General features: G+C 51.6%; 19 protein-coding genes. 11 read left to right on the plus strand and 8 right to left on the minus strand.

Features of this window, described 5'->3' with window-relative positions; genetic code table 11:
* The first annotated feature begins 5 nt into the window (after positions 1–5).
* Together MMG03_RS12210 and MMG03_RS12215 are read left to right on the plus strand one after the other, a co-directional pair.
* Positions 6–548, plus strand: coding sequence for an NUDIX domain-containing protein (locus MMG03_RS12210; protein ID WP_249506396.1), 543 nt, complete (start codon positions 6–8; stop codon positions 546–548).
* Between the two features lie 20 nt (positions 549–568).
* The gene (locus MMG03_RS12215; protein ID WP_249269400.1) at positions 569–1,438 is read left to right on the plus strand and encodes a patatin family protein; all 870 of its coding nucleotides are present in this window, start codon (positions 569–571) and stop codon (positions 1,436–1,438) included.
* Here the strand turns inward: MMG03_RS12215 and MMG03_RS12220 are convergent.
* Positions 1,435–2,334 carry a DMT family transporter gene (locus MMG03_RS12220; RefSeq protein WP_249506397.1) on the minus strand — a complete coding sequence of 300 codons (900 nt, stop codon included), beginning with the start codon at positions 2,332–2,334 and terminating at the stop codon, positions 1,435–1,437. The two genes, MMG03_RS12215 and MMG03_RS12220, sit on opposite strands and share 4 nt — an antisense overlap.
* Before the next feature lie 285 nt (positions 2,335–2,619).
* Here MMG03_RS12220 and MMG03_RS12225 point away from each other — a divergent pair, with 285 nt between their 5' ends.
* Positions 2,620–3,897 (plus strand): O-acetylhomoserine aminocarboxypropyltransferase/cysteine synthase family protein, encoded by a 1,278-nt coding sequence (locus MMG03_RS12225; protein WP_073161178.1) that lies wholly within the window; start codon positions 2,620–2,622, stop codon positions 3,895–3,897.
* A gap of 251 nt (positions 3,898–4,148) precedes the next feature.
* Positions 4,149–5,006: a Fic family protein gene (locus MMG03_RS12230; protein ID WP_249506398.1), complete on the plus strand. Its 858-nt coding sequence runs from the start codon at positions 4,149–4,151 to the stop codon at positions 5,004–5,006.
* Between the two features lie 57 nt (positions 5,007–5,063).
* Here MMG03_RS12230 and MMG03_RS12235 read toward each other — a convergent pair whose 3' ends face one another.
* A complete protein-coding gene (locus MMG03_RS12235) occupies positions 5,064–6,599 on the minus strand; it encodes an Rne/Rng family ribonuclease (protein ID WP_073161176.1) in 1,536 nt (511 codons plus the stop codon).
* 359 nt (positions 6,600–6,958) lie between these two features.
* On the opposite strand from MMG03_RS12235, the gene MMG03_RS12240 reads away from it, so the two are divergent.
* From MMG03_RS12240 to MMG03_RS12250, 3 genes are read left to right on the plus strand one after another with little or no spacing between them, the layout of a single operon-like run.
* Positions 6,959–7,519: a hypothetical protein gene (locus tag MMG03_RS12240; RefSeq protein WP_073161175.1), complete on the plus strand. Its 561-nt coding sequence runs from the start codon at positions 6,959–6,961 to the stop codon at positions 7,517–7,519.
* Between the two features lie 26 nt (positions 7,520–7,545).
* Positions 7,546–7,743: a hypothetical protein gene (locus MMG03_RS12245; RefSeq protein ID WP_073287001.1), complete on the plus strand. Its 198-nt coding sequence runs from the start codon at positions 7,546–7,548 to the stop codon at positions 7,741–7,743.
* Between the two features lie 38 nt (positions 7,744–7,781).
* A complete protein-coding gene (locus MMG03_RS12250) occupies positions 7,782–8,501 on the plus strand; it encodes a hypothetical protein (protein WP_249506399.1) in 720 nt (239 codons plus the stop codon).
* Positions 8,502–8,526: 25 nt separating this feature from the next.
* Here the strand turns inward: MMG03_RS12250 and MMG03_RS12255 are convergent, their stop codons facing one another.
* From MMG03_RS12255 to MMG03_RS12265, 3 genes are read right to left on the minus strand one after another with little or no spacing between them, the layout of a single operon-like run.
* Positions 8,527–9,510 carry an HAD family hydrolase gene (locus MMG03_RS12255; protein ID WP_249506400.1) on the minus strand — a complete coding sequence of 328 codons (984 nt, stop codon included), beginning with the start codon at positions 9,508–9,510 and terminating at the stop codon, positions 8,527–8,529.
* Positions 9,511–9,531: 21 nt separating this feature from the next.
* Positions 9,532–10,359 carry a M23 family metallopeptidase gene (locus MMG03_RS16160; RefSeq protein WP_073161171.1) on the minus strand — a complete coding sequence of 276 codons (828 nt, stop codon included), beginning with the start codon at positions 10,357–10,359 and terminating at the stop codon, positions 9,532–9,534.
* Complete coding sequence (locus tag MMG03_RS12265; RefSeq protein ID WP_073161170.1) at positions 10,346–10,573, minus strand: hypothetical protein; 228 nt, start codon at positions 10,571–10,573, stop codon at positions 10,346–10,348. Before MMG03_RS12265 ends, MMG03_RS16160 begins: the two co-directional genes overlap by 14 nt.
* Positions 10,574–10,676: 103 nt before the next feature.
* On the opposite strand from MMG03_RS12265, the gene MMG03_RS12270 reads away from it, so the two are divergent.
* Complete coding sequence (locus MMG03_RS12270; RefSeq protein WP_158236529.1) at positions 10,677–10,826, plus strand: hypothetical protein; 150 nt, start codon at positions 10,677–10,679, stop codon at positions 10,824–10,826.
* A 1-nt stretch (position 10,827) separates the two neighbouring features.
* Complete coding sequence (dnaN, locus tag MMG03_RS12275; RefSeq protein ID WP_073161168.1) at positions 10,828–11,943, plus strand: DNA polymerase III subunit beta; 1,116 nt, start codon at positions 10,828–10,830, stop codon at positions 11,941–11,943.
* 114 nt (positions 11,944–12,057) lie between these two features.
* Here dnaN and MMG03_RS12280 read toward each other — a convergent pair whose 3' ends face one another.
* Positions 12,058–13,215 carry an NYN domain-containing protein gene (locus MMG03_RS12280; protein WP_249506401.1) on the minus strand — a complete coding sequence of 386 codons (1,158 nt, stop codon included), beginning with the start codon at positions 13,213–13,215 and terminating at the stop codon, positions 12,058–12,060.
* 28 nt (positions 13,216–13,243) lie between these two features.
* Here MMG03_RS12280 and MMG03_RS12285 point away from each other — a divergent pair, with 28 nt between their 5' ends.
* Complete coding sequence (locus MMG03_RS12285; RefSeq protein WP_249506402.1) at positions 13,244–14,365, plus strand: BamA/TamA family outer membrane protein; 1,122 nt, start codon at positions 13,244–13,246, stop codon at positions 14,363–14,365.
* A gap of 239 nt (positions 14,366–14,604) precedes the next feature.
* Here MMG03_RS12285 and MMG03_RS12290 read toward each other — a convergent pair whose 3' ends face one another.
* The gene (locus MMG03_RS12290; RefSeq protein ID WP_073237446.1) at positions 14,605–14,997 is read right to left on the minus strand and encodes an NADH-quinone oxidoreductase subunit A; all 393 of its coding nucleotides are present in this window, start codon (positions 14,995–14,997) and stop codon (positions 14,605–14,607) included.
* A 68-nt stretch (positions 14,998–15,065) separates the two neighbouring features.
* On the opposite strand from MMG03_RS12290, the gene MMG03_RS12295 reads away from it, so the two are divergent.
* Positions 15,066–15,923, plus strand: a complete 858-nt coding sequence (locus tag MMG03_RS12295; protein WP_249506403.1) for an FISUMP domain-containing protein — start codon at positions 15,066–15,068, stop codon at positions 15,921–15,923.
* Positions 15,924–16,083: 160 nt separating this feature from the next.
* Here the strand turns inward: MMG03_RS12295 and MMG03_RS12300 are convergent, their stop codons facing one another.
* Positions 16,084–19,908: a fibro-slime domain-containing protein gene (locus MMG03_RS12300; RefSeq protein ID WP_249506404.1), complete on the minus strand. Its 3,825-nt coding sequence runs from the start codon at positions 19,906–19,908 to the stop codon at positions 16,084–16,086.
* Positions 19,909–20,088: the final 180 nt, after the last annotated feature.

Below are 20,088 nucleotides of genomic sequence, written 5' to 3' on the forward strand. Positions count from 1 at the left end.
ATAAAATGACTGAAGAACAGATTGATGTGTTGAATCCGGATGGAACTTTCGCTGGCTATTCCCGTGGCCGTACTGAAGTACACGAGAAGGGCCTTTGGCACAGAACGGTGCATATCTGGGCTTTTGACAAGAGCGGCCGTATTCTGTTTCAGCTGCGCGCCGCTGTAAAGGAAAACAATCCGGGGCTTCTGGATACCAGTTGCGCAGGCCATATTTCTGCGGGCGATAGTAGCCGTAATGCCGCTGTCCGTGAATTGCGGGAAGAGTTGGGCGTTACGAAAACCGCCGAAGAACTGGAGTACCTTTTCGAGTCTGGACATGAGAGCGTGCTGAACGGTGGCTCCTATCTGGACAATGAATATTACGACACCTACAAGATTGTCCTGTCTGATGAAGAGGCCGCTAGCCTTGTTCCCCAGCCTGGCGAAGTGGACGATTTTGTATGGATGACCCGCGAAGAATTTTTTGCGAAGCATAAGCTGAATCCCGAAAAGTTCGTAGACCATCCCAAGGATTATGCCTGGCTGGAAAGCAACTTGGTGCTCTAACATACTGAAGGAACGATTATATGGCAATGTTTAAGGATGTAGCTCTGGTTCTTGAAGGTGGCGGCATGCGTGGCGCCTATTCTGGCGGCGTGTTGGATATTCTGTTGGATCACGGGATTAAGTTTGGCGGTTATGCAGGAACCTCTGCCGGCGCCACCCATATCTGCAGTTTTCTGTCGGAACAGCGCGAACGCAATATGCGCATCGATACGGTCCATTCCAAGGATCCGCGGTATAGCGGTTTCAAGTATCTGTTGAAGGGCGAAGACTTTTTCCCGAGAGAGTTCTGCTACGTTACCATTCCCCGCGAGATTGACATCTTTGACTATGCCAAGTTCGAAGAGAATGCCCATATTTCCGATTTTTATTCTGTCTGCACGAACCTGGAAACGGGCGAAGGCGAATACCTTCTGACCCAGGATGTGGACAAGGGCGACGGTCTTGAATGTGTTCGCGCTTCGGCATCCTTGCCGCTGGTCAGTAAGATTGTGGAACTCCGCGGTAAAAAACTTCTGGATGGCGGCATTGCCGACAGCATCCCCTTCCAGTTCATGGATAGCAAGGGTTTCAAGAAGCAGGTGGTCATCTTGACTCAACAGGAAGGTTATGTCAAGAAGCCCAATTCCATGATCCCGCTGTTCAAGCTGATGTACCGCAAGTATCCGAAGTTCGTTGCCGCGGCTGCTACTCGCCATATCCGCTACAACCAGGCGCTGGCCACCTTAAAGCAGTGGGAAGGTGAAGGCAAGTCCTTTGTGTTCCGCCCCAGCGAACCGTTCCAGATCAGCCGTATCGAAAAGGATACCGAAAAGCTGAAGGAACTTTACAAGATGGGCCTGCGGGATGGCGAGCGCTTGATTCCCGCTCTCAAGAAGTTCCTGGAAGGTTAGCGTTTATATTCCGCTAAAATCATCCCAGTTATAATGGCGACCGCCCCTGCGATTGCCACGGGAGAAATGTATTCCCCGATGGTAATGACCGCCGTGATCATGGTAATGAGGGGAATGGCGAAAATGTAGTTGCTGGCGAGAACCGTCCCCAGTTTCATCATCACCTTGTTCCATATCAGGTAGCCGAACAGGTTGCTGAAAATGCAGAGGCATAAAAAGTTTCCGATGACCACGGGTTCCCGGAACGCCTCCCATGGGATGTTGTGAGTTTGCCCGAATAGGGTTGAACCCGGGATTCCTATGCAGTCAAGAATCATCAGCGGCAGGGACGTAAGTACCCCGTAAAAGAAAATCTTTCGAATGGCGAAACTGGTGCTGTACTTTTCGCGGGTCTTCTGGGTGCTGAAGGCGTAGAATACCCAGGACACGGCGGCACCGAATGCCAACAGGTCGCCGACAGGTGAAAGCTTCAGGATGAATTTCCCGTTTAGAACCACCAGCGCGGCACCCAGGAAGGTGACGATACTTCCAAAAATCTGGCGCCGGTTCAGACGCTCCGCCTTGTAGAGCAGGCCGCCAACAATCATGATCATCAGGGGGTTGGTACACACGATCAGCGACACGTTGCTGCTTGGTGAAAGCGACAGTGCGGTGTTTTCTGCCCAGAAGTAAGTGGTGCAGCCGGTAAAACCTCCCAATAAAAATTTGAGCTCATCTTTCCTGCAGTCAGAAAAGAACTTCTTGTGGTTGGCGATCAAAAGCATCAGGTAGGTTGTCGCAAATCGTATAAAGAAAATCTGGATGGGGGAAAAGCCGTGCTCGATCAGAACCTTGGTGCTGACGAAGCTGGTACCCCAGAAAATCATGGTGACAATTGCGAGTAGGTGCCAAATCATGACTTCAAAGATAGAAATTCTGTTTTTGGTTTGATAAGCATACGGGAAACGCAAATTTTAAAGAGAATGTTGAATGTTATAGTTTTTATTTATTGCCGCTTATAATTAAAACCTTATAGCAGGGGGAAGATCTTGCAGGATTGTTTTATATGGCGGGTGTTTATATTGTGTTGGCTATAGGAACTAGCTATATTTGGAGCATCAATCTGCGGTTTAACCCCGCGTGCATCAGATTGCACGGCAGGTGGCCGAAGCGATTAGTGCATTTAACATAAAGAGGAAAATATGGCAAATCTCGAAACATTGTGTGTTCAGGCCGGTTGGACCCCCAAGAAGGGCGAACCCCGCGTGCTCCCCATCTACCAGAGCACCACTTTCAAGTACGACACTTCCGCCCAGATGGCTGACTTGTTCGACCTGAAGGAATCCGGCTACTTCTACACCCGTCTCCAGAACCCCACCAACGACGCTGTTGCCTCCAAGATCGCTCAGCTGGAAGGTGGCGTAGGTGCCATGCTCACCTCTTCCGGTCAGGCTGCAAACTTCTACGCCGTGTTCAACATCTGCGAAGCCGGTGACCACTTCATTTCTACTTCCGCAATCTACGGCGGTACCAGCAACCTCTTCAGCGTTACCATGAAGAAGCTGGGCATCGAATGCACCTTCATCGACCAGGACGCTTCCGACGAAGAAATCGAGAAGGCTTTCCGCCCCAACACCAAGTGCGTCTTCGGTGAAACTGTGGCTAACCCCGCCGGCAAGATTCTTGACCTGCAGCGCTTCGCCAACTTGGCTCACAAGCACGGCGTGCCTCTGATCATCGACAACACTTTCCCCACCCCGATTCTCTGCCGCCCCTTCGAATTCGGCGCAGACATCGTGACCCACTCTACCACCAAGTACATGGACGGTCATGCCATGGCTGTGGGTGGTGTTGTGGTTGACAGCGGTAACTTCGACTGGGAAGCCCAGCACGACAAGTTCAAGGGCCTCACCGAACCGGATCCGTCTTACCACGGCCTGACTTACACCAAGTCCTTCGGCAAGCTCTGCTACATCACCAAGGCTACCGTGCAGCTCATGCGCGACCTGGGTTCCATCCAGTCTCCCCAGAATGCTTTCCTCCTGAATGTGGGCCTGGAAACTCTGTTCCTCCGTATGCCCCGTCACTGCGAAAACGCTCTGGCCTGCGCCAAGTACCTGAAGAACCATCCGAAGGTTGCCTGGGTGGATTACGCCGGTCTCGAAGACAACGCTTCCTACGCCCTGGCCCAGAAGCAGTTCAAGGGCGGTCTGCCCTGCGGCGTGCTCACCTTCGGTATCAAGGGTGGCCGCGACAAGTCCATCCAGTTCATGGATGCCCTGAAGCTGATCTGCATCGTGACCCATGTGGCCGATGCCCGTAGCTGCGTGCTGCACCCGGCAAGCCATACCCACCGTCAGCTTTCCGACGAACAGCTCATCGAAGCAGGCGTTGCACCTGACCTGATCCGCTTCAGCGTGGGTATCGAAAACGTGAACGATATCATCGCCGACTTGGAACAGGCTCTGGCACAGGTCTAGTTTAGATATCAGATACAAGATATGAGCGAATAGCGAAGTCTCATATCTGAAACCAGTATCTTGATTTTTGAAAAATCCGCGATGTCCTTCTGCGACAACGCGGTTTTTTCTTTTTCGTATCTCATCCCTCATCCCTCATATCTCATGCCTCACCGCTCATTCCCCTCTTGACTAGCAATATCAAGGGATGTATATTATTCCTGTCGGTCTATATGACGTTGTATTTGTCTATGTATATGTCGGGGTAAATTATGTATCGTCCGTCCTTAAAGTTGAGCATGGAGATTGTGAATCTGGCTATCGAGATTTCCGTTTTGGCGACCCGATGCGAGGCCTGGCTGGAAGGCCGTCAGGGGCATCGCGGCTTTGGCTGCGGTGTCGGTAGAGACCTCTGCGATGAACCCTTTCAGGGGGATTACGACGTGTTTTCGCTGTCGGATTTTTTGCGGGCCCATGCCGACTTGGCGGGGGCGAACCAGCCTGACGGGGGATCTTTCAGGACGGGGAACGGCTGCGTTTTCAACGGCAAGATGTGTATCCACCTGGCGCCCCCTGCAAGCGAAGTGCCTTACATGATGCAGGAACTTTTCCAGTGGCTCCAGAAAAGCGAGGACCACCTGCTGATCAGGGCCTGCATTTTCCATTACGCCCTGGATTACATCCGCCCCTTCAAGGATGGCAATGGCCGCATGGGATTGCTCTGGCAATCGTTGCTCCTGAAGAAGCTGAGTCCCGTTCTTTCGAACCTGTCCCGGGAACATTGGGACGAAGATCAGCAGCGTCGCTACTATTTTGCCTTTGTGAAGGCCATAAAGGCAGGCGAGGCGGGCCCCTTTGTGGAGTTCCTTTTGCGGGGAATCCTGGATTTGCTTAAAAACATTGCAGAATCCCTTAAAGAAAAGGGTGATGATGCCGCAAGTGTGGAACTTTCTATCCGACAGAACAAAATTTTGGATTATCTGCGAGAAAAAACGCTGACTGTTGAGCAGATTGCCAAGAAGTTGAAAGTTTCGTCGAGAACTGTAGAACGGGAAATGTCTAAATTACAGCAAATGGGTGTTGTTTACCGCGAGGGTTCCGACAAAACAGGCTCCTGGCGGGTACGTTAAAAAGGACCTCGGATGGATCCGAGGCCCTTTCTATTTCGTTAGATTGTTTTAGACAAATTAAGCGAAGTTGTACAGGTCTGTAATATCTTCGTTGTTCTTGTCGTACATCCAGAACTGGTTGATGTGGGCATGTTCGTCTTCCACCAGGTTGATCTTCATGCCGTGCTTGTACTCCAGATAGTTGTACATGCGGTTCAGGTCCTTGCACATCACGTCGATAACGAAGGGGCTGACCACCAGGGTCACTTCGCGGAGCTTGCCCTTGGCCTTGGCGCGAGCCATCCAACGGTCAATCATGCCGAGAGTGCTTTCCAGGGTAGCGATACGGCCACCACCGCAGCAGACCGGGCATACCTGAGTCTTTTCGGTCATCAGGTTCACGCGGACGCGCTTACGGGTCACTTCCATCAGGCCGAACTGGCTAATGGGGGCGGGGGTGATGGGAGCCTTGTCGCGACGGATTGCCTTGCGGAATTCCTGGTAGACGGTCTCGTTGTCGGCTTCGGTTTCCATATCGATGAAGTCGATAATGATCAGGCCGCCCACGTCGCGGAGACGGAGCTGCTTTGCAATTTCGTGGCAAGCATCGATGTTGGTTTCCAGGATAATCTTACCCTGGTCCTTGCCGTGGACCTTGGGACCGGTATTCACGTCGATGGACACCAGTGCTTCGGTCTGCTCGATGACCAGGTTGCCACCGCGGGGCAGCGGGACCTGGCGCTGGAGAGAGCGTGCATAGTCGTTTTCGATCTTGAAGTATTCGAACAGGCTTTCGTTGCTGCTCCACAGCTTCACCTTGTCCAGCTTGTCCGGAGACAGAACCTTCAGGTAGTCGCGGAGGGCGAAGTATTCGTCGCGGTTGTCGATATACACGTAGTCGGTGTTATCGCCAAAGTATTCGCGGACGGTCTGTTCGATGGAATCAGATTCTTCGTAGATGCAGGTTTCGGCAGGCTGGTTTTCGAAGTTGTACTTCGTCTGTTCCCACTTGCTTTCCAGTTCACGCATCTGCTTGTTGATTTCGAATTCGGATTCGTTCAAGCCGTTGGTACGTACGATATAGCCCACATCGCGACCCTTCAGGCGGCGGACCACCTTCTTGAATTCGCGGCGCTTGGCCGGATCACGTTCACGCTTGGACACACCGATAAAGTTGGTACCCGGCATGCAGACCAGGAAACGGCCGGCAAAGCTGAGATGGGTGGTCAGACGGGCACCCTTGGTGCTGATGGGTTCCTTAACCACCTGGACCATGATTTCCTGGCCTTCGTGGAGGATTTCATCAATAGGCACTTCCTTGGAGGAACCGCCTTCGTCATCATCGTCACCGTATTCGCGACGAAGCAGTTCGTTGCGATCGACGGCGTCTTCCTGATGGAGGAAGCCGGCCTTCTCCAGGCCGATGTCAATGAACGCAGCCTTCAGTGCCGGAAGCACCTTCTGGACCACGCCCTTATAAATATTGCCCAGAACTCGATTAGAAGAAACGCCTTCCACTACCAATTCGACGAGTTCACCGTCTTCCATGATAGCGATACGCTTTTCATAAGGCGTCTTGCTAATCAAAATCCCGCGCTTACACTTATTTGCCATTAAAACTCCTAAAAGTTCGACAAAACTTGATAGACACGATAATAGATTTTGGCCCCAAGACCGGTCCAAAAGTATGGGCCCTGTCCGAGCCCCGCGCGCTTCTTGACGGAAAGTACCGACTGCCTGCCAACGCGAAACCTGGGGACCATAAATATATAATATGATTTTTATGCGGGGGAAGCCTCCCCCTCGCTCAAGCCCTTTTTAAGGTCTTTTGCTACCCCCTCTGCGGGGGCACGCCCCCGCAACGCCCCCAACCGTTGACAAATTGTACAACATATTTTTCAGCCAGCGCATCAAAAAAGTTTCGCCAAAGTCTATATTCTAACCGTAAGGAATTTGGGAAACCAGGGGGCTCTATGTCCATCAGGAAACATTGGGGAAAAATCACCTTGAGTATCGCCGCCAGCTTCTGGGCCGGCTGTAACGATAGCGGCACCGAGGCGGAATACATCCAAGGTGGCGAAAACATCTGTACAAACGAGCAAAATGAAGAATGTGGCGGTGGTGCTGTCATCGCACTCTACGGCGTCGCCCCCACTTATGACATCAGCTCCAGCAGCATAACCGGTGACTGCACCGAAGGTAACTGCGCAGAGTCTTCCTCCGGCATGGGAGAATCCTCTTCCAGCGTCAATAGCGAATATCCCTACGTGCTCTATTCCGATCCCTCGGTACACTGCAAGGACAGCACCGTATACGTTCCGTCTCCATGCGAAAACGCCTCCAAAAGCTACGCATCCACTGATGAAAACGCCCCTCTGTACGGCATCGTTCCCATCGTCTGCAATACACCGAGCCGTTACGATCCCATTTTCAAGTGCGACAACGGCGATTCCCTCCCCGCATACCGTTACAAGGAAAAGGACGGCATCATCTACACCAACAAAGAGTACGATGAACTATTCGGCTCCAACTAAGCCAATAATTTAGTAGATTGCCCTGCATGGCCCTGCTCCTCACCATCATTTTCTTCGCCTGGTTTATCAGCAATATTGTCCGCGGCAACATTTCTCACCAGGGCAGTGATTACCATTTCAGGGAGCACCCCATACCGTTCATCATCATCCAGATTTTCCTTCTAGGCTTCGGTCTCTTCTGCTTGAATCGTTTTCTGAGTGAGATCGGGATTCTCGTCTTCTAGATTTTAATATCTTTCGTCTCCAGGAAGAAGAAAAATCTATGTCTGACCAGATCAACTTAAGAGACGAACTTTACCTAAAAGATTATGCCGGCAAGATTCACAATTTGCCGTTGGGTGAACTGTACGAAGTTTTGGGTGTCGTCAAGAAGGATTCCTCTGACGAACGAGTCAAGATCGTAATGGAACGGATCCATGAGTTAGAGACGGAAATTCAGACGAACAAGTCTAACAAAAAAAAGAAAGTAAAGGTAAAGCCCGTCAAGGCGGCAAGGGAAGATTCTGCAAATAGGGAATCGCCGGTAAAGCTTTTCATCCGCAAGCTTTTCTGGATTTCTCTCATGGCCGTATTCGTTGTTTCGAGAGTGCAGGACGTCGCCCATAAAATTCTTGATGGTTCGTTTGATGTTACCGAATGCGGAATCACCTTTACCATGGATATTCTTCCGTTTTTTTGCTTTGGTATCGGGTACAAGATCGCCCGGCGTTTTACCATGGCCAAGAAGAAGAAGTTCCATCTTGGAGTCGCCTTTTTCCTGATGGGGAAGGCTGTTCTGGGAATCTGTCTTGACGTCTATCTTGGTGTCGCCTGCCAGTTTTACGATGAGAAGGCGTCCTACGTATCTGTCATCGTTCTTGCGGCGGCCTTGCTTTTTACGGTCAACATGTTCCGCAGGAAGGTCAAGGACAAGTTTGCGACAAACGGCGTGTTGCCTATGGCCATTGCCCTGTTGGCGGAACAGCAAATCTGGATGATGTAAGAAAGGCGGGACTGAGCCCGCTTTTTTATTGAAGATGGGTGGGTGGCGCGCCGGCGCTGTTCTTGATGGCAGCCTGCTTTATTTCGACGATCTTGTCGGCGATGGCGCGGGCCTTTTCGGTAAGCCACAGCCAGGAGGTGGTGGCTTCGCTGTAGTCCGCTTCGCCGTACATCTGCACACGGCCATCGCGGCGGAGTGCGTCCACCTGGCGCATGCCCTTTACGTCGCCCTTGGGGTAAACGGCAAAGGTGCTTCCGCCATTGTTGTTCAGGATGCTGAAGGCGGGAACGTCACTGGGACCGTCGGCGATGTATACCATGTTCTGGAAGGGAACGCGGCGCACTTCTCGTGCGATAGAGGAGTTGACGTCGATGGTTTCGGGGTACTTGTTGCTGCCCTTGTTGATTTCGAAGATGTAGCGGGTTTTGGAAGTGTTGTCCAGGGCGCAGGCAATCTGGGAAATTTCGTTTGCGGATACTTCGTTTGCGTTAGGGACGTTCCCTGCTGCGTCCTTTGCATCCAGAAAACCGGGTTGCAGTACTTCTTCGATGAATTCACATCCAAAAATTCCATCTACAAAGGGGGCGATGGCGCTGCCACGGATCGTTTCGGCAAAACCGGTACTGACCACGTAATGTTCCAGACGGATGTCGAAGGCCTTGTATTTCGGATCTTCTTCAATCAGCTTCTTGATTTCGCCGAAAAAATCGGGAAGGCCCGGGTAAAAGGCAAGTTCCTTGCCGAAGCTACGGAGCATCTTGTTGGAAAGTCCCTTGAACAGCCCCGCCTTCACATAGGTCAAGATGTGGTTCAGGTAGCTGGTGTCGGAATTGACGGAAATTCCCTGGGCGGCGTAGTGGCTTTTTAGGGCGTTCACTTCTTGCCAGAACTTGGCGCCGTCAACGTTGAAATGACGGAATAGGGGTTCCTGCATGTAAGAGCTGATGAGCGTCTTGTCGCAGTCCCATACCATGGCGATGATGTTCTGTTCAAAAGCGGAATTTGCCATATTGACCTCGTTCCTGTCCACCTATTTGGTGATGAAGAAACTTTCGGGGTTGATGGAGTTGCCCGACAGTCGGATTTCGTAGTGCAGGCCGAGGCTCGTTTCGCGACCGCTTTCGCCGATGAGGGCGATGGGTTGACCGCGTTTTACAAAGCTTCCCTGGGGGACAAGGGATTTCCCTAGGTGGGCGTAGAAGGAACGGACGCCCTTCACATGCTCGATTTTCATGGACAGGCCAAAACCGCGATGGTTGCGGACTTCCATGACGGCACCTGCACCTGTCGCATAGACGGTGTCCCCTTCGACGGCCACGTAGTCGATGCCGCGATGGGGCAGTTGTCTGTCGGTAAAGGGATCGTAGGCCATTTCAAAGCGTTTCTTGACGGCGTGTTCACCCTTCATGGGGTGAAGTACGGGCAGCTTGGCGGCCAGGGCGGAATCGTTTTCCAGGGCGTTCAGCAATTTGCGGAAAGTGGTTTCCAGTTCCATCAGGCTCTTGCGCTTGCGGGCGGCGCGTTCTTCGTCGCTGGTGGTTTCCAGGGTGAATCCCAGACCTCCCATTTTCAGGGTGCTGTCGCGGAGAAGCCTTGTTTCTTCGGCCTTGAGGATGGAAGAGTCTACGGAGGCGCGGACGGCTACCAGTTCCTTTTCGATAGCTGCATTCTGGCGATAGACATTCGTTACGTTTCCGCTTGTTATGTTATCCATAATGCGGACGGGAGAGAACATGATAAAGCCTGCCACGGCGGCACAAACGCTCAATACAGAGAGTATGGCCCCTAGGAGGGATACGCTGTAGCTCTTACCCGAGGTGGTCTTGCTGGGGAATACATGGATTTCAAGTTTTTTCACCGTCGATACGCTCCCGCAAGGAATTGATTTTGCGCTTATGTTCTTCGATGGCGCCGAGTATTTCTACCACGGACGGGTCGTCCTTGATGGCGGAAAGAAGGTCGTCACGGACGGCTCCGTGAAGTTTCTGACCCAGTGCCTGGAAGCGGTTTTTGAGCCTAGATTCCTCGGCTGCCAGTTCTACCCGCAAAAGTGCGGTAGAGGCGAAGTTCATAGCCGAATTTTTAAGCTTATTTAAAGGAATTTTACTCATAAGATGATTTCCAATGTCTGTAAAAAAATTAGTTTTTTATCCGTATAAAATTTGGAGAAATACCATGAGTCGTCGCGATCGTAGACACGCTAAACAAGAAGTCAAGAAGTTCACCCCGAACAAGAAGAACGCACTGGACCCCAAGATTATTGCTGTACTTGGAGCTCTCGCCGTAATCTTCTTTGTTGGCACCATGCTAATCCAGAGAGGCTAAGATGAAGTTCGATATTAAGAAGTCCGACCTGCAGGAAGCTCTGCAGACTGCCATTACCGCAATTCCCAACAAGTCTACTCTTCAGATTCTGAACAACTATTCTCTTCGTCTCGAAGGAAACATCCTGGAAATTTGCGCAACCGACTTGAACCTTGGTGTCAGGACCAAGCTGGAAGTGAACGGCGAACGTGATGGCGAAGTCGTGATCAATGCCCGCAAGTTCTCTGACTTGATCAAGGCTCTTAGCGATCCCGCTATCGAAACCATCAGCATCGATGTCCAGGATTATCTGGCTCGCATCAAGTGGAGCGAACGCGGTCAGGCTTCTATCATGGGTTTTGACGCTGGTGACTTCCCTCCGTTCCCGGAAGTGGAAGGCGACAGCCTGAACTTCGCTGCAAGCGAACTTGCATTCCTCGTCGAAAAGACCGCTTTTGCAACTTCCAACGATTCTGTCCGCATGAACCTGAATGGCGTGTTCTTCGAAGCTGACAATGGCAAGGTTTCCATGGTCGCTACCGACGGTCACCGCATGGGCCGTGCAAGCATCGACCAGGAAGGCGCTACTCTCGCTAGCGGCATTATCATCCAGCCCAAGGTTCTGCAGCAGATCCTGCGCATTGCCAAGAGCGAAGATATCATCGAAATTCGCACTACCGAAACCCATGTGCTGTTCAGCACCGGTTCTACCCAGATCATTTCCAAGCTGTACGAAGGACCGTATCCTAACTACCGCAATGTGATCCCCCAGAACTTTGAACGTACCGTGCAGGCCAACTGCGCCGAACTTCAGGGCAAGGTCAAGAGCATTCTCCCCATGGCTAATCCCCGCACTCACCAGATCCGTCTGCACATGAACGGCAACGTCATGGAACTTTCTGCAACTGACCCGGATGTTGGTGGCGAATGCCGCGAAGCACTGGCCATTACTCACAATGGCGAAGGCAACTTCAGCATGGGCTTTGACGGTCGTTACTTCTCCGAAATCCTCGGCATGTGCAAGAGCGAAGAAGTCATCCTCAAGATGAACAGCCCTCTTGGCGCCTGCATTATCGAACCGGTCGGTGAAGACCTGAACTATAGCTTCCTCCTGATGCCGTCTCGTCTGGTTGACTAAGGCTTAGACATTAGGAACTGCAATAAGAAAGGGCTCGCGAAAGCGAGTCCTTCTTTTTTTTATAGGTATGCGGAAATTATTTACGTTTAATTTGTTTATATCAATAAGTATAAACTAAACGAGTTTTTCTGCCTCGCCTTCGGCGTACTTTCCGTAAAGCATGGCAATGACGTCCTTCTTGGGAACCTTCTGCTTGGTCTCCTTGAGGCTTACGTGGAGGCGGTCCAGCATGGCCTTGTCGATTTCCTTCCAGTACTGATTGTTTTCTGTCAGCGTCCAAAGCTTGTCGCCATCGTCGCTGGTGGAGACGGTTACCAGCTTTGCCTTGAAGAATGTTCCCAGGGCGCGGTTGATGTAACTGCTTGTGGTGCCGGTGATGTTCATGGCGACGATTTCTTCTACCAGCATTTGCTTGCTCATGGGAACGAAGGAGCTCAGGTCGCAGGCGGCCACGTAGATTTTCTTAAGCATGTTCTTGGGGAAGATGTCCCAGCCCTTGCGCTTGAGTGCCTTGGCCAGAACCATCTGGGCGTCTTCTTCCACAGAGACTTTCTGCTCGGCGAGAGATACGGTGAAGGATCCGCCGCCGATGTCGTTGATTTGTACGAAGTCTGCCGACTTGACGAAGTCCATGAAGTTCTTGAATCCCAGACGCTTTTCGTTGAAGGCGTTGTCGATGCCCAGCATTTTCGGCTTGACGGCGGCAAGGGGCAGCGGGCCGTCTTCCTTCTGCAGGATGTCGCGGAGCATTTCCATGGAGTCGATCTTTTCGGACACGATAAGGCTGCTTCTGTCCTTGGCGTTTTCTTCTTCATCTTCGTCCACGGGGGCGGCCGTGGCGTCGTCGGTGTAAACGTAGCGGGAACAGGAATTCTTGACGCACTCGCTTAGAGGGGACTTGGGACCGACGCCGATGACTTCCTTGCCTTGTTCGCGGAGTTTGCGGAACAGGGGCGAAAAGTCGGAATCGCCGGTGGCCAGCACGATCCACTGCACCTGGGAATCCAGGGCCACTTCCATGGTGTCTACGGTCATCTTGATGTCGGTGGAATTCTTTCCGCTGACAGGATGGAAGGTGTGGACAAGCTCGAAACCGTTTTCGTTCAATGCGGATTGCAGAGGCATCAGCTGGGGGCTAGACCACTTGCCGTAAGCCTTACGCACAACGATTTGCCCCAGGGGCAGCAGTTCGTCCATTAAGGACTGCACGCCATTGTTTCTTACCCAGTTGGTCAGGTTCTCTGCATCAATAAAAATTGCAATATGGTTCATAACGGCACTAATATATATATTGTGAACCATGAGTCCGAAGGTGCCGCAAAAGAACTGCAAGCTACTGCGCAAGATTATGAGCGTGGTGGCCCTTGCGGTGTGCGGTATTGGTCCAGCCGCCTTCGCTTTAGAGAATGATGAGGATCATTTTCAGCGATTTTCTGCCCTTCCCATATTAGGTTATTCGGAAGAAACCAAACTGCAGTATGGTGCCATGGCGCTTCTGTTCTTTAAGCCCAACGAACCTGGTGGTAAGGTCCAGGAAATCGATATTACGGCATACGGTTCTACCCGAAAGCAGTTCCAGTTTCTGATGGTTCCCTATTTCTATCTGTACCACGACAGGATTGGCGGTATCGTAGACTTCAGGTATCAGAACTGGGTAGGCAGTTACTTCGGCATGGGGAACGATGTGGACTTCGACAAGTACATCGGCTTCGATCGAGAACGTCTGCATTTTTCTACGGAATTGAAATCTTCCATAGGGTTGCCCCGGTCGTTCAATTATGGTGTGAAGGTTGTTGCAGAAAGGTCGTCTACCGATTTTAATGACTGCACCAAGGATCGCTGTGCCGATATGGACTTACCGGATTTGCATAATGGTTGGCGGAATGGGGGCGGCTATATTCTTAGTTACGACACCCGCGACAATTTGAACTGGACCCGGAGCGGTTTCCTTGTTCGCTGGCAGCAGATGTTCTACAGCGACTGGCTAGGGGATTATGACTTCGGTGTTCAGGATCTGGACCTCCGTGGGTACACGCCCTTGTTCTGGAATATCTCCGTGGCGACGGCAGCCCTCTGGCAAAGGGCTAGCGGGGATGTTCCCTTTGACATGCTATCTGGCCCTGATGGAACGAAACGCTTTCGCGGTGTAGAGAGCTTGTTTTTTCGCGATAACCAGAGTCTGATTTTACAGGCGGAACTTCGTAAATATTTAGGTTGGCGCCTGGCCGGTGATATCTTTTTTGAAGGGGCCAAGGTGGGGGACCACTTTAGCGAACTTCTACGGAATCGGTGGCATCAGGCTGTTGGGTTTGGAGGGATGCTGGCCCTTAACTTGAAGGAACGGCTTTACGCCCGTGGTGAGATTTCCTGGGTGGACTACGAGAAGTTCGGCATGACTGTTTATATCCGGTCTGCGTTCTAGTTCCCGAGGTTTAAACAAAAAATAGGCCCCGCAGGGCGGAAGTAAAAATGCGGCTGCGCCCCGAAGGTCGGGTATGAAAAAGTGGTTGCGCCCCGAAGGTCGGATATGAAAAAGTGGTTGCGCCCCGAAGGTCGGGTATGAAAAAGTGGTTGCGCCCCGAAGGTCGGGTATGAAAAAGTGGTTGCGCCCCGAAGGTCGCAACCACCATTTTTGAGATAGAATATCTGTGGATTCAGGAATTAGTCCTGAATGCGAGTCCAGTTCAGCACGCCCTTCTTCATGAGGTAGCAGTAACCGGCTTCGAGAATCACCAGGAAGGCGAGAAGAACAAAGAGCAGTTCCCAACCACCAGCCAGGAACTGGATGGTCCAGGGGTAGAGGAATGCAACTTCGAGGTCGAACACCAGGAACAGCATTGCCACCATGTAGTACTTGACCGGGTAGCGTTCGCTGGAGGTGCCGGATACATGGGCGATACCACATTCATAGGAGGTACCCTTGATGGCGGTTTCCTTGATTTTGCCCGGATGCAGAAGCCAGTTGGCAACCAAGAGGACAGTGGGGATGCAGAGGGCCAAAATGACCAGGATGGTCATGGCAAAAGTGGTGTCGAAAATTTCAACGTTCGTCATAGTGAGCACAAAGATAGTAAAAAACTTTTTGCTGTTTAGGTATGGTTTTGTAAACTATATTTGAGCCTATGAAAAAGATCACTGCATTATTGGGATTTGTGGGTGTAGTGAGCATGATTTCGGCTTGTTCCGATACCATCTCAGACGTTGATGTGATAATTGCTGAGCAGGATAGCTCTATTTCCAGCGATTCTAACGCCCCTCAGGGTGACGCTCCTGCATCATCGTCTTCTAAGAAGGATTCTGGGGTACAGGCTGAAGTCAAGTCTAGTGGTTCTGCCGTAACAGATACTGTCAACAAGACTGTGTATTTGTCTTCTGCCAGCAATTATGAGACCCCCTACATTAGTAGCGGTGTTTTCTGCTGGAGCGAAAAGTGCGAAGCGGCTGCGGTTACCTCCAGCGCTAGCATGGATACCATCGTTATTGGAGTCTCTTCCGAGGCGGAAGTGTGGCCCAACGTAACAGAAACTCAGATGGTTGACCTGCGAGACAACAAGACCTACGCCTTGAAGACTATCGCCGGTGTTCATTGGATGACCCAGAACCTGAATTACGAAACCAAGGCCAATAGTTTCTGCCCCACTAAGGACGGTGCTGATATGTGTGCCAAGTATGGCAGGTATTATACCTATGCCGCTGCATTGTCCGCCTGCCCCACTGGATGGAGACTTCCTACCGAGGCAGAAGTTCTCGCGCTGGATAATGCTGTAGAACATGAATGGTGGTCCATTGGCGGCCGTGTGAACGTTGAAGAAGGCAATAGCTTTGGAAATGAAGGTGACCAGGGATATATCTGGTACGAAGATAACGGAACCAACAATTCCTATCGTATCAAGAACTATTCTGGCGATAAACCTCACGAAGTCCAGCATGTGGGTGGCGATACTCGTGCCTACAACGTTCGCTGTGTAGAAAACAAGTAAGACTTTCTTGGAACTGTAAGAGAGTTCGCGGTTGTAATCGCGGGCTCTTTTTTTTATGGTTGGCTTCTTGCTGTTCCGTCAGCGCAAAAAAGACCGCGCGAAATAAATCGCGCGGTCCTTTTGGTTTGGTTGGTTTGGAGGGATTTCTTTTTGTCTGGAGTTACGGCCTTGTTCGGCGGACTCCCCAGAGCTTGTCGCGGGTCTGGTTCAGTATGGTCTTGCCGTTGACTTCTATTCTTAATTCCAGTCGTCCGATGTAGACGCCGGTTCCGACCAGTCTGCCGGTTCTGTCGCGCATGTTCCATGCCAGGAAGAGGCGTTCCCCTTCGTGGTCTAGGCAGGAACCTTCACCGGACGCATCTTTATAGAGGTCGCTGTTGCAGTTGATTTCGCCTGCGGCTCCGCCTACGTATTCGCCATACTGGCTGTAGTAGCGGGTGCGGTATTTCAGGGTGACTGCATCTGCGGAAACGATCAGGTTTGAATGTTCTCGCAGGAAGGTTTCTTTGTCTGTATTTCCTGCCAGATGGTATTCGTTGATGAGTGCCTCGTCGATGCTTCCGTCCTTGATGGCCTGCAAGGTGGCATCGCTAATGCCCGCCTCTTTCAGTTCCTTGTCGAAGCAGCCGCTTGCGATGGAATCCAGAATGTCCTGGATCGAAACTGTTGTGGTGGAGGTGACCTTTGTAACCTTCATGCCGTCTTCGTAGTTCTTCAGGGAAAGGCTCTCGATGGCTTCAATGACGCTGTCGGCCAGGCCGGCGCTTTTGTAATTTTTGGCGGTCACCTTTCCTTCGGAAATCAGCTGCGCGGCTTCATCGCTGATGCCGTAGGATTCGCCAATGATACCTGCGCTAATGTCCACGAAGAGCTGTTCCAGGGCTTCGTCCTTGGTGAGGGTGTAGGTGGTGTCGTAGCGATCCGTGGCTTCGGTGCCTGTGCGGCTTTCGATGAATGCGTCCAGGATGTTGAACTGTTCTCCCGTTTCGTCCAGCATGATTTTTGCGATGTTGAAACTGAGGAGGTTGCCCTGCACGCCGTACTTTTCGCCGATCTCCTGCGCGGTCAAGTTGCTGTCGGCGTTGAGCATGGGCTGGGAGGCTGCAGGGTTGGCAATAATTTCGTTTTCGGTACTGACTGTAATGAGGGACGGACTTTCGTTGGAAACTTCCTGGTTGCCGGTGATGGTAGCCCAGGGATTGTCGCGATGGGGCGCGTTGCCCAGCAGGTCTTCTGCGGTGTTGCTTGCGGAGGTGGCGAAACGAATCAGGTCGCCGTTGGTGGGCAGGATAGCGTTATCCGTAGACTGTCTAAAGATGAGAGTCATGGTGTTGTCGCTGCCGCTTTGCTGGATGGCGGATTCCGGCTTTTCGTTGACTCCGGAACGCATGCAGGTGTATTCAAAAAGATTCTTGAAATATTCCCTTGATTTGTCTGTAATGGCTTCGCTGAAAGTGAGAGCGAGTTCGCGGTTTCCATCGGATTTTTTGGCGGCGACAGCCTTTACGATGATGGGGCCGATGCCGTCTTCGATGATGTTTTCGTAATAAGGGCTGAAGTGTTCCTCGATTCCATTTTCCTTGTAGGTAAAGTTGGCCTTGATGGAACCGAAATATTTTTCGGATTCTCCGCCGGTAAATTGCTTCTTGCCGAAACCGCAGATGTTGTCGTCGCAGTCCACCGTGACGATGATTTCGTCTCTGCTAGAAGAAATGTCGAAATCCTTTGTGGTGGGGAAGGATTCTCCAAACGTGAACTGGATGTCATTCAGTATGTTCTTGGAATCCAGCTTCTTGTCCAGTTCAATATAAAGGCTGTCTGCTCTGCCGTCGCCGTTCCTATCAAAGATGATGGCCTTGGTGATGTGGGGTTCCGGAGAGTTATCGAAGTTCAGGTTCTTCCAGTAGGATGCCGAGGCTGCGGATCCCTTGGCGACCAAGGTGACTCCCTCGACGGCACTGTTTGCGCGAATCCTGAAGTGGGCTCTGCCCTCCTTGTCCAGGTTGACGTAAGTGATGACGTCCCCATTTGTATCAAGGATGTCTACAGCCGGATGTGAAATGGACAAATTAATTTTCTTGTTGTAATTGTTGACCTGTGCCCAATCCTCGAAGAAGGAAATGTACACGTCGTATTCGGTGTTGGCCCAGTGTCCGATTTGCAGGGTGTCACCGGAGATTTCCTGTCCCAGGATTTTCCAGGTGCTGTCGGTGAACGCAACGCTGGGAATGCTGTAAGAGGGGATGGTTATCTCAATAGAGGTTGTCTGACTGGGATCGGACTTCAGGGAAATTTCAAGGAAGTAATGTCCCGGAGCCAGAGTGTAATTGTCGACGATGGCGGCCGAGTCGATGCTGAACGTAGAGTCGCTGGTGATATGAATGCCTTCGTACCAGTCGCCGATTCCCAGCTCCTGAGGGTCGTCCAGGTTTCCTCCGGACAGCTTGAAGGTGGAGGCGCCGCCGGTTGTATCCGTTGTAGTTTGGCTGTTGGAAAAGTCGCAGCTCAGGGCGTCGCGCTTGTTGACCTGCCAGATTTCGTAACTCTTTAGATTCTTTTCTGCGTAGCTGGAGATGAGTAGGCTGGCGTCGGCTTTCAGGTCCATGGATGTTCGCATCTTGAAGTTCCCTTCGACCTTGTAGCGTTCCGTGTAGAAGATGTTGAATACGTAGGTATTTCCTTCGATCAGGCCAAGGGTGTCCAGGTCTACGGCGCGGCTTCTTCTGTCGTGAACGCCACCGATATCCACTACTAGCTTTCCGTCGATGTAAACCCATACATCATCGTCGCCCAAAAATTCAAAGTACTGGCCGCGGACATATTCGAAGTTGGCCTGCACCTTCATGGACATGCCGTAATTATGGTAGGCGTTGCTGGAACTTTTCCCGCTGCCGTCAATGCCGGCGAATCCGCTGGGGATGGAATCGTAATAAGGGTTGGGAATTGTCTTTGCTGAATCCAGCCATTGGAAATCGTCGATCAGGAACATGCCGCCACGGGCCTCGCCTACGGAAGATTTTGTATCGCTGTCCATCTGGGCGCGCCAAATGCCGTCTTCGTCCAGTTGCAGGGTCATGTTGCGGCAGGTGGCGTTTGTGTAGGCCTTGCCATTCTTGACCACCAACGTTTCGGGCAGGAACCATTGATTCAGATGTTCTGCGTTACGGCACTTTCCTTTCCAGTCAAAATTCTCATTTCGGACGGGGACACCGTTCTTTCCCAGTTTGCGTTCCACCATGCCTTCCAGCACCTGGTCGAGACTGGCGGTGTAGTCAATGAGATTGCGGTCTTCTTCGGCGTAGTCCCTCTTGGACATGGGCGAATTGGGCCAGCAGAGGTTTACGTTGTCGCCGCCGAAGTCTGCGCTGGTTCCCACGCCGCCGAATGTGTCGGTGCAGTGGTCCGCGCCGTCGCCCAGGTTGCAGAGGCTTTCGTCGCGGGTGGTGGGCCTGAATTTCTTGTGGTTGTCGCGGCTGCCGTCATACCAGTCGAACATCATGACGGGGAGTTTTCTGGTGGGGCAATCTCCCAGGATGCCTGGGTATTGGGTAAAGAGGGCGGGTGCGTCTGCCTTATAGGCGCGAATCCAGAGGGTGTCGCCTTCGGCCGCCAGACTGTCCAGGCTGATTTCGTTTTCGGTGCCGGGGGCTTTAGAAACGACGCCTTCTGCGCTGTAGAATTTGTTTCCTACGGTCTGCTTGAAATAGACGCTGAACTCACCATCGGGTTTGCTGATTTCCGTTTCGTACCAGCCGCAGTATTTGTCTACGGCAGTCATGACACCGATGGAATCTCCGTTGACGTAGGCGATGGCGTTGGTGTTGGTCCAGGGGGCAAGAAAACGGAGGACTTTGGCCGGGGTTTTTGTTGCGGGAGTTTCGTTGCCCGGGCGGTCTGTATTGTTGGCTCCGGGTCTAGCGGCAACGAGACATGCGCTCAAGGCGAGTCCCATGAGGATTGTTTTGGAGAGATTCTTACACCACATATAGATTTCTCCTTCTAAACACCCATTTGCTCTAATCCCATTTTTAGACGAAGTGTTTAGAAATAATTTCAAATATTTGAAGAAGTTTTCCAAAAATATTTAAAATCTTGTAAAAATCAATGTTTTTTAAAAATAACTGTGTAAGAATTTGCTGATTTTGTTTAGTAAGTGTGTAAAACT

Origin of the sequence: Fibrobacter sp. HC4, from assembly GCF_023373925.1 — a bacterium.
Lineage (GTDB): Bacteria > Fibrobacterota > Fibrobacteria > Fibrobacterales > Fibrobacteraceae > Fibrobacter.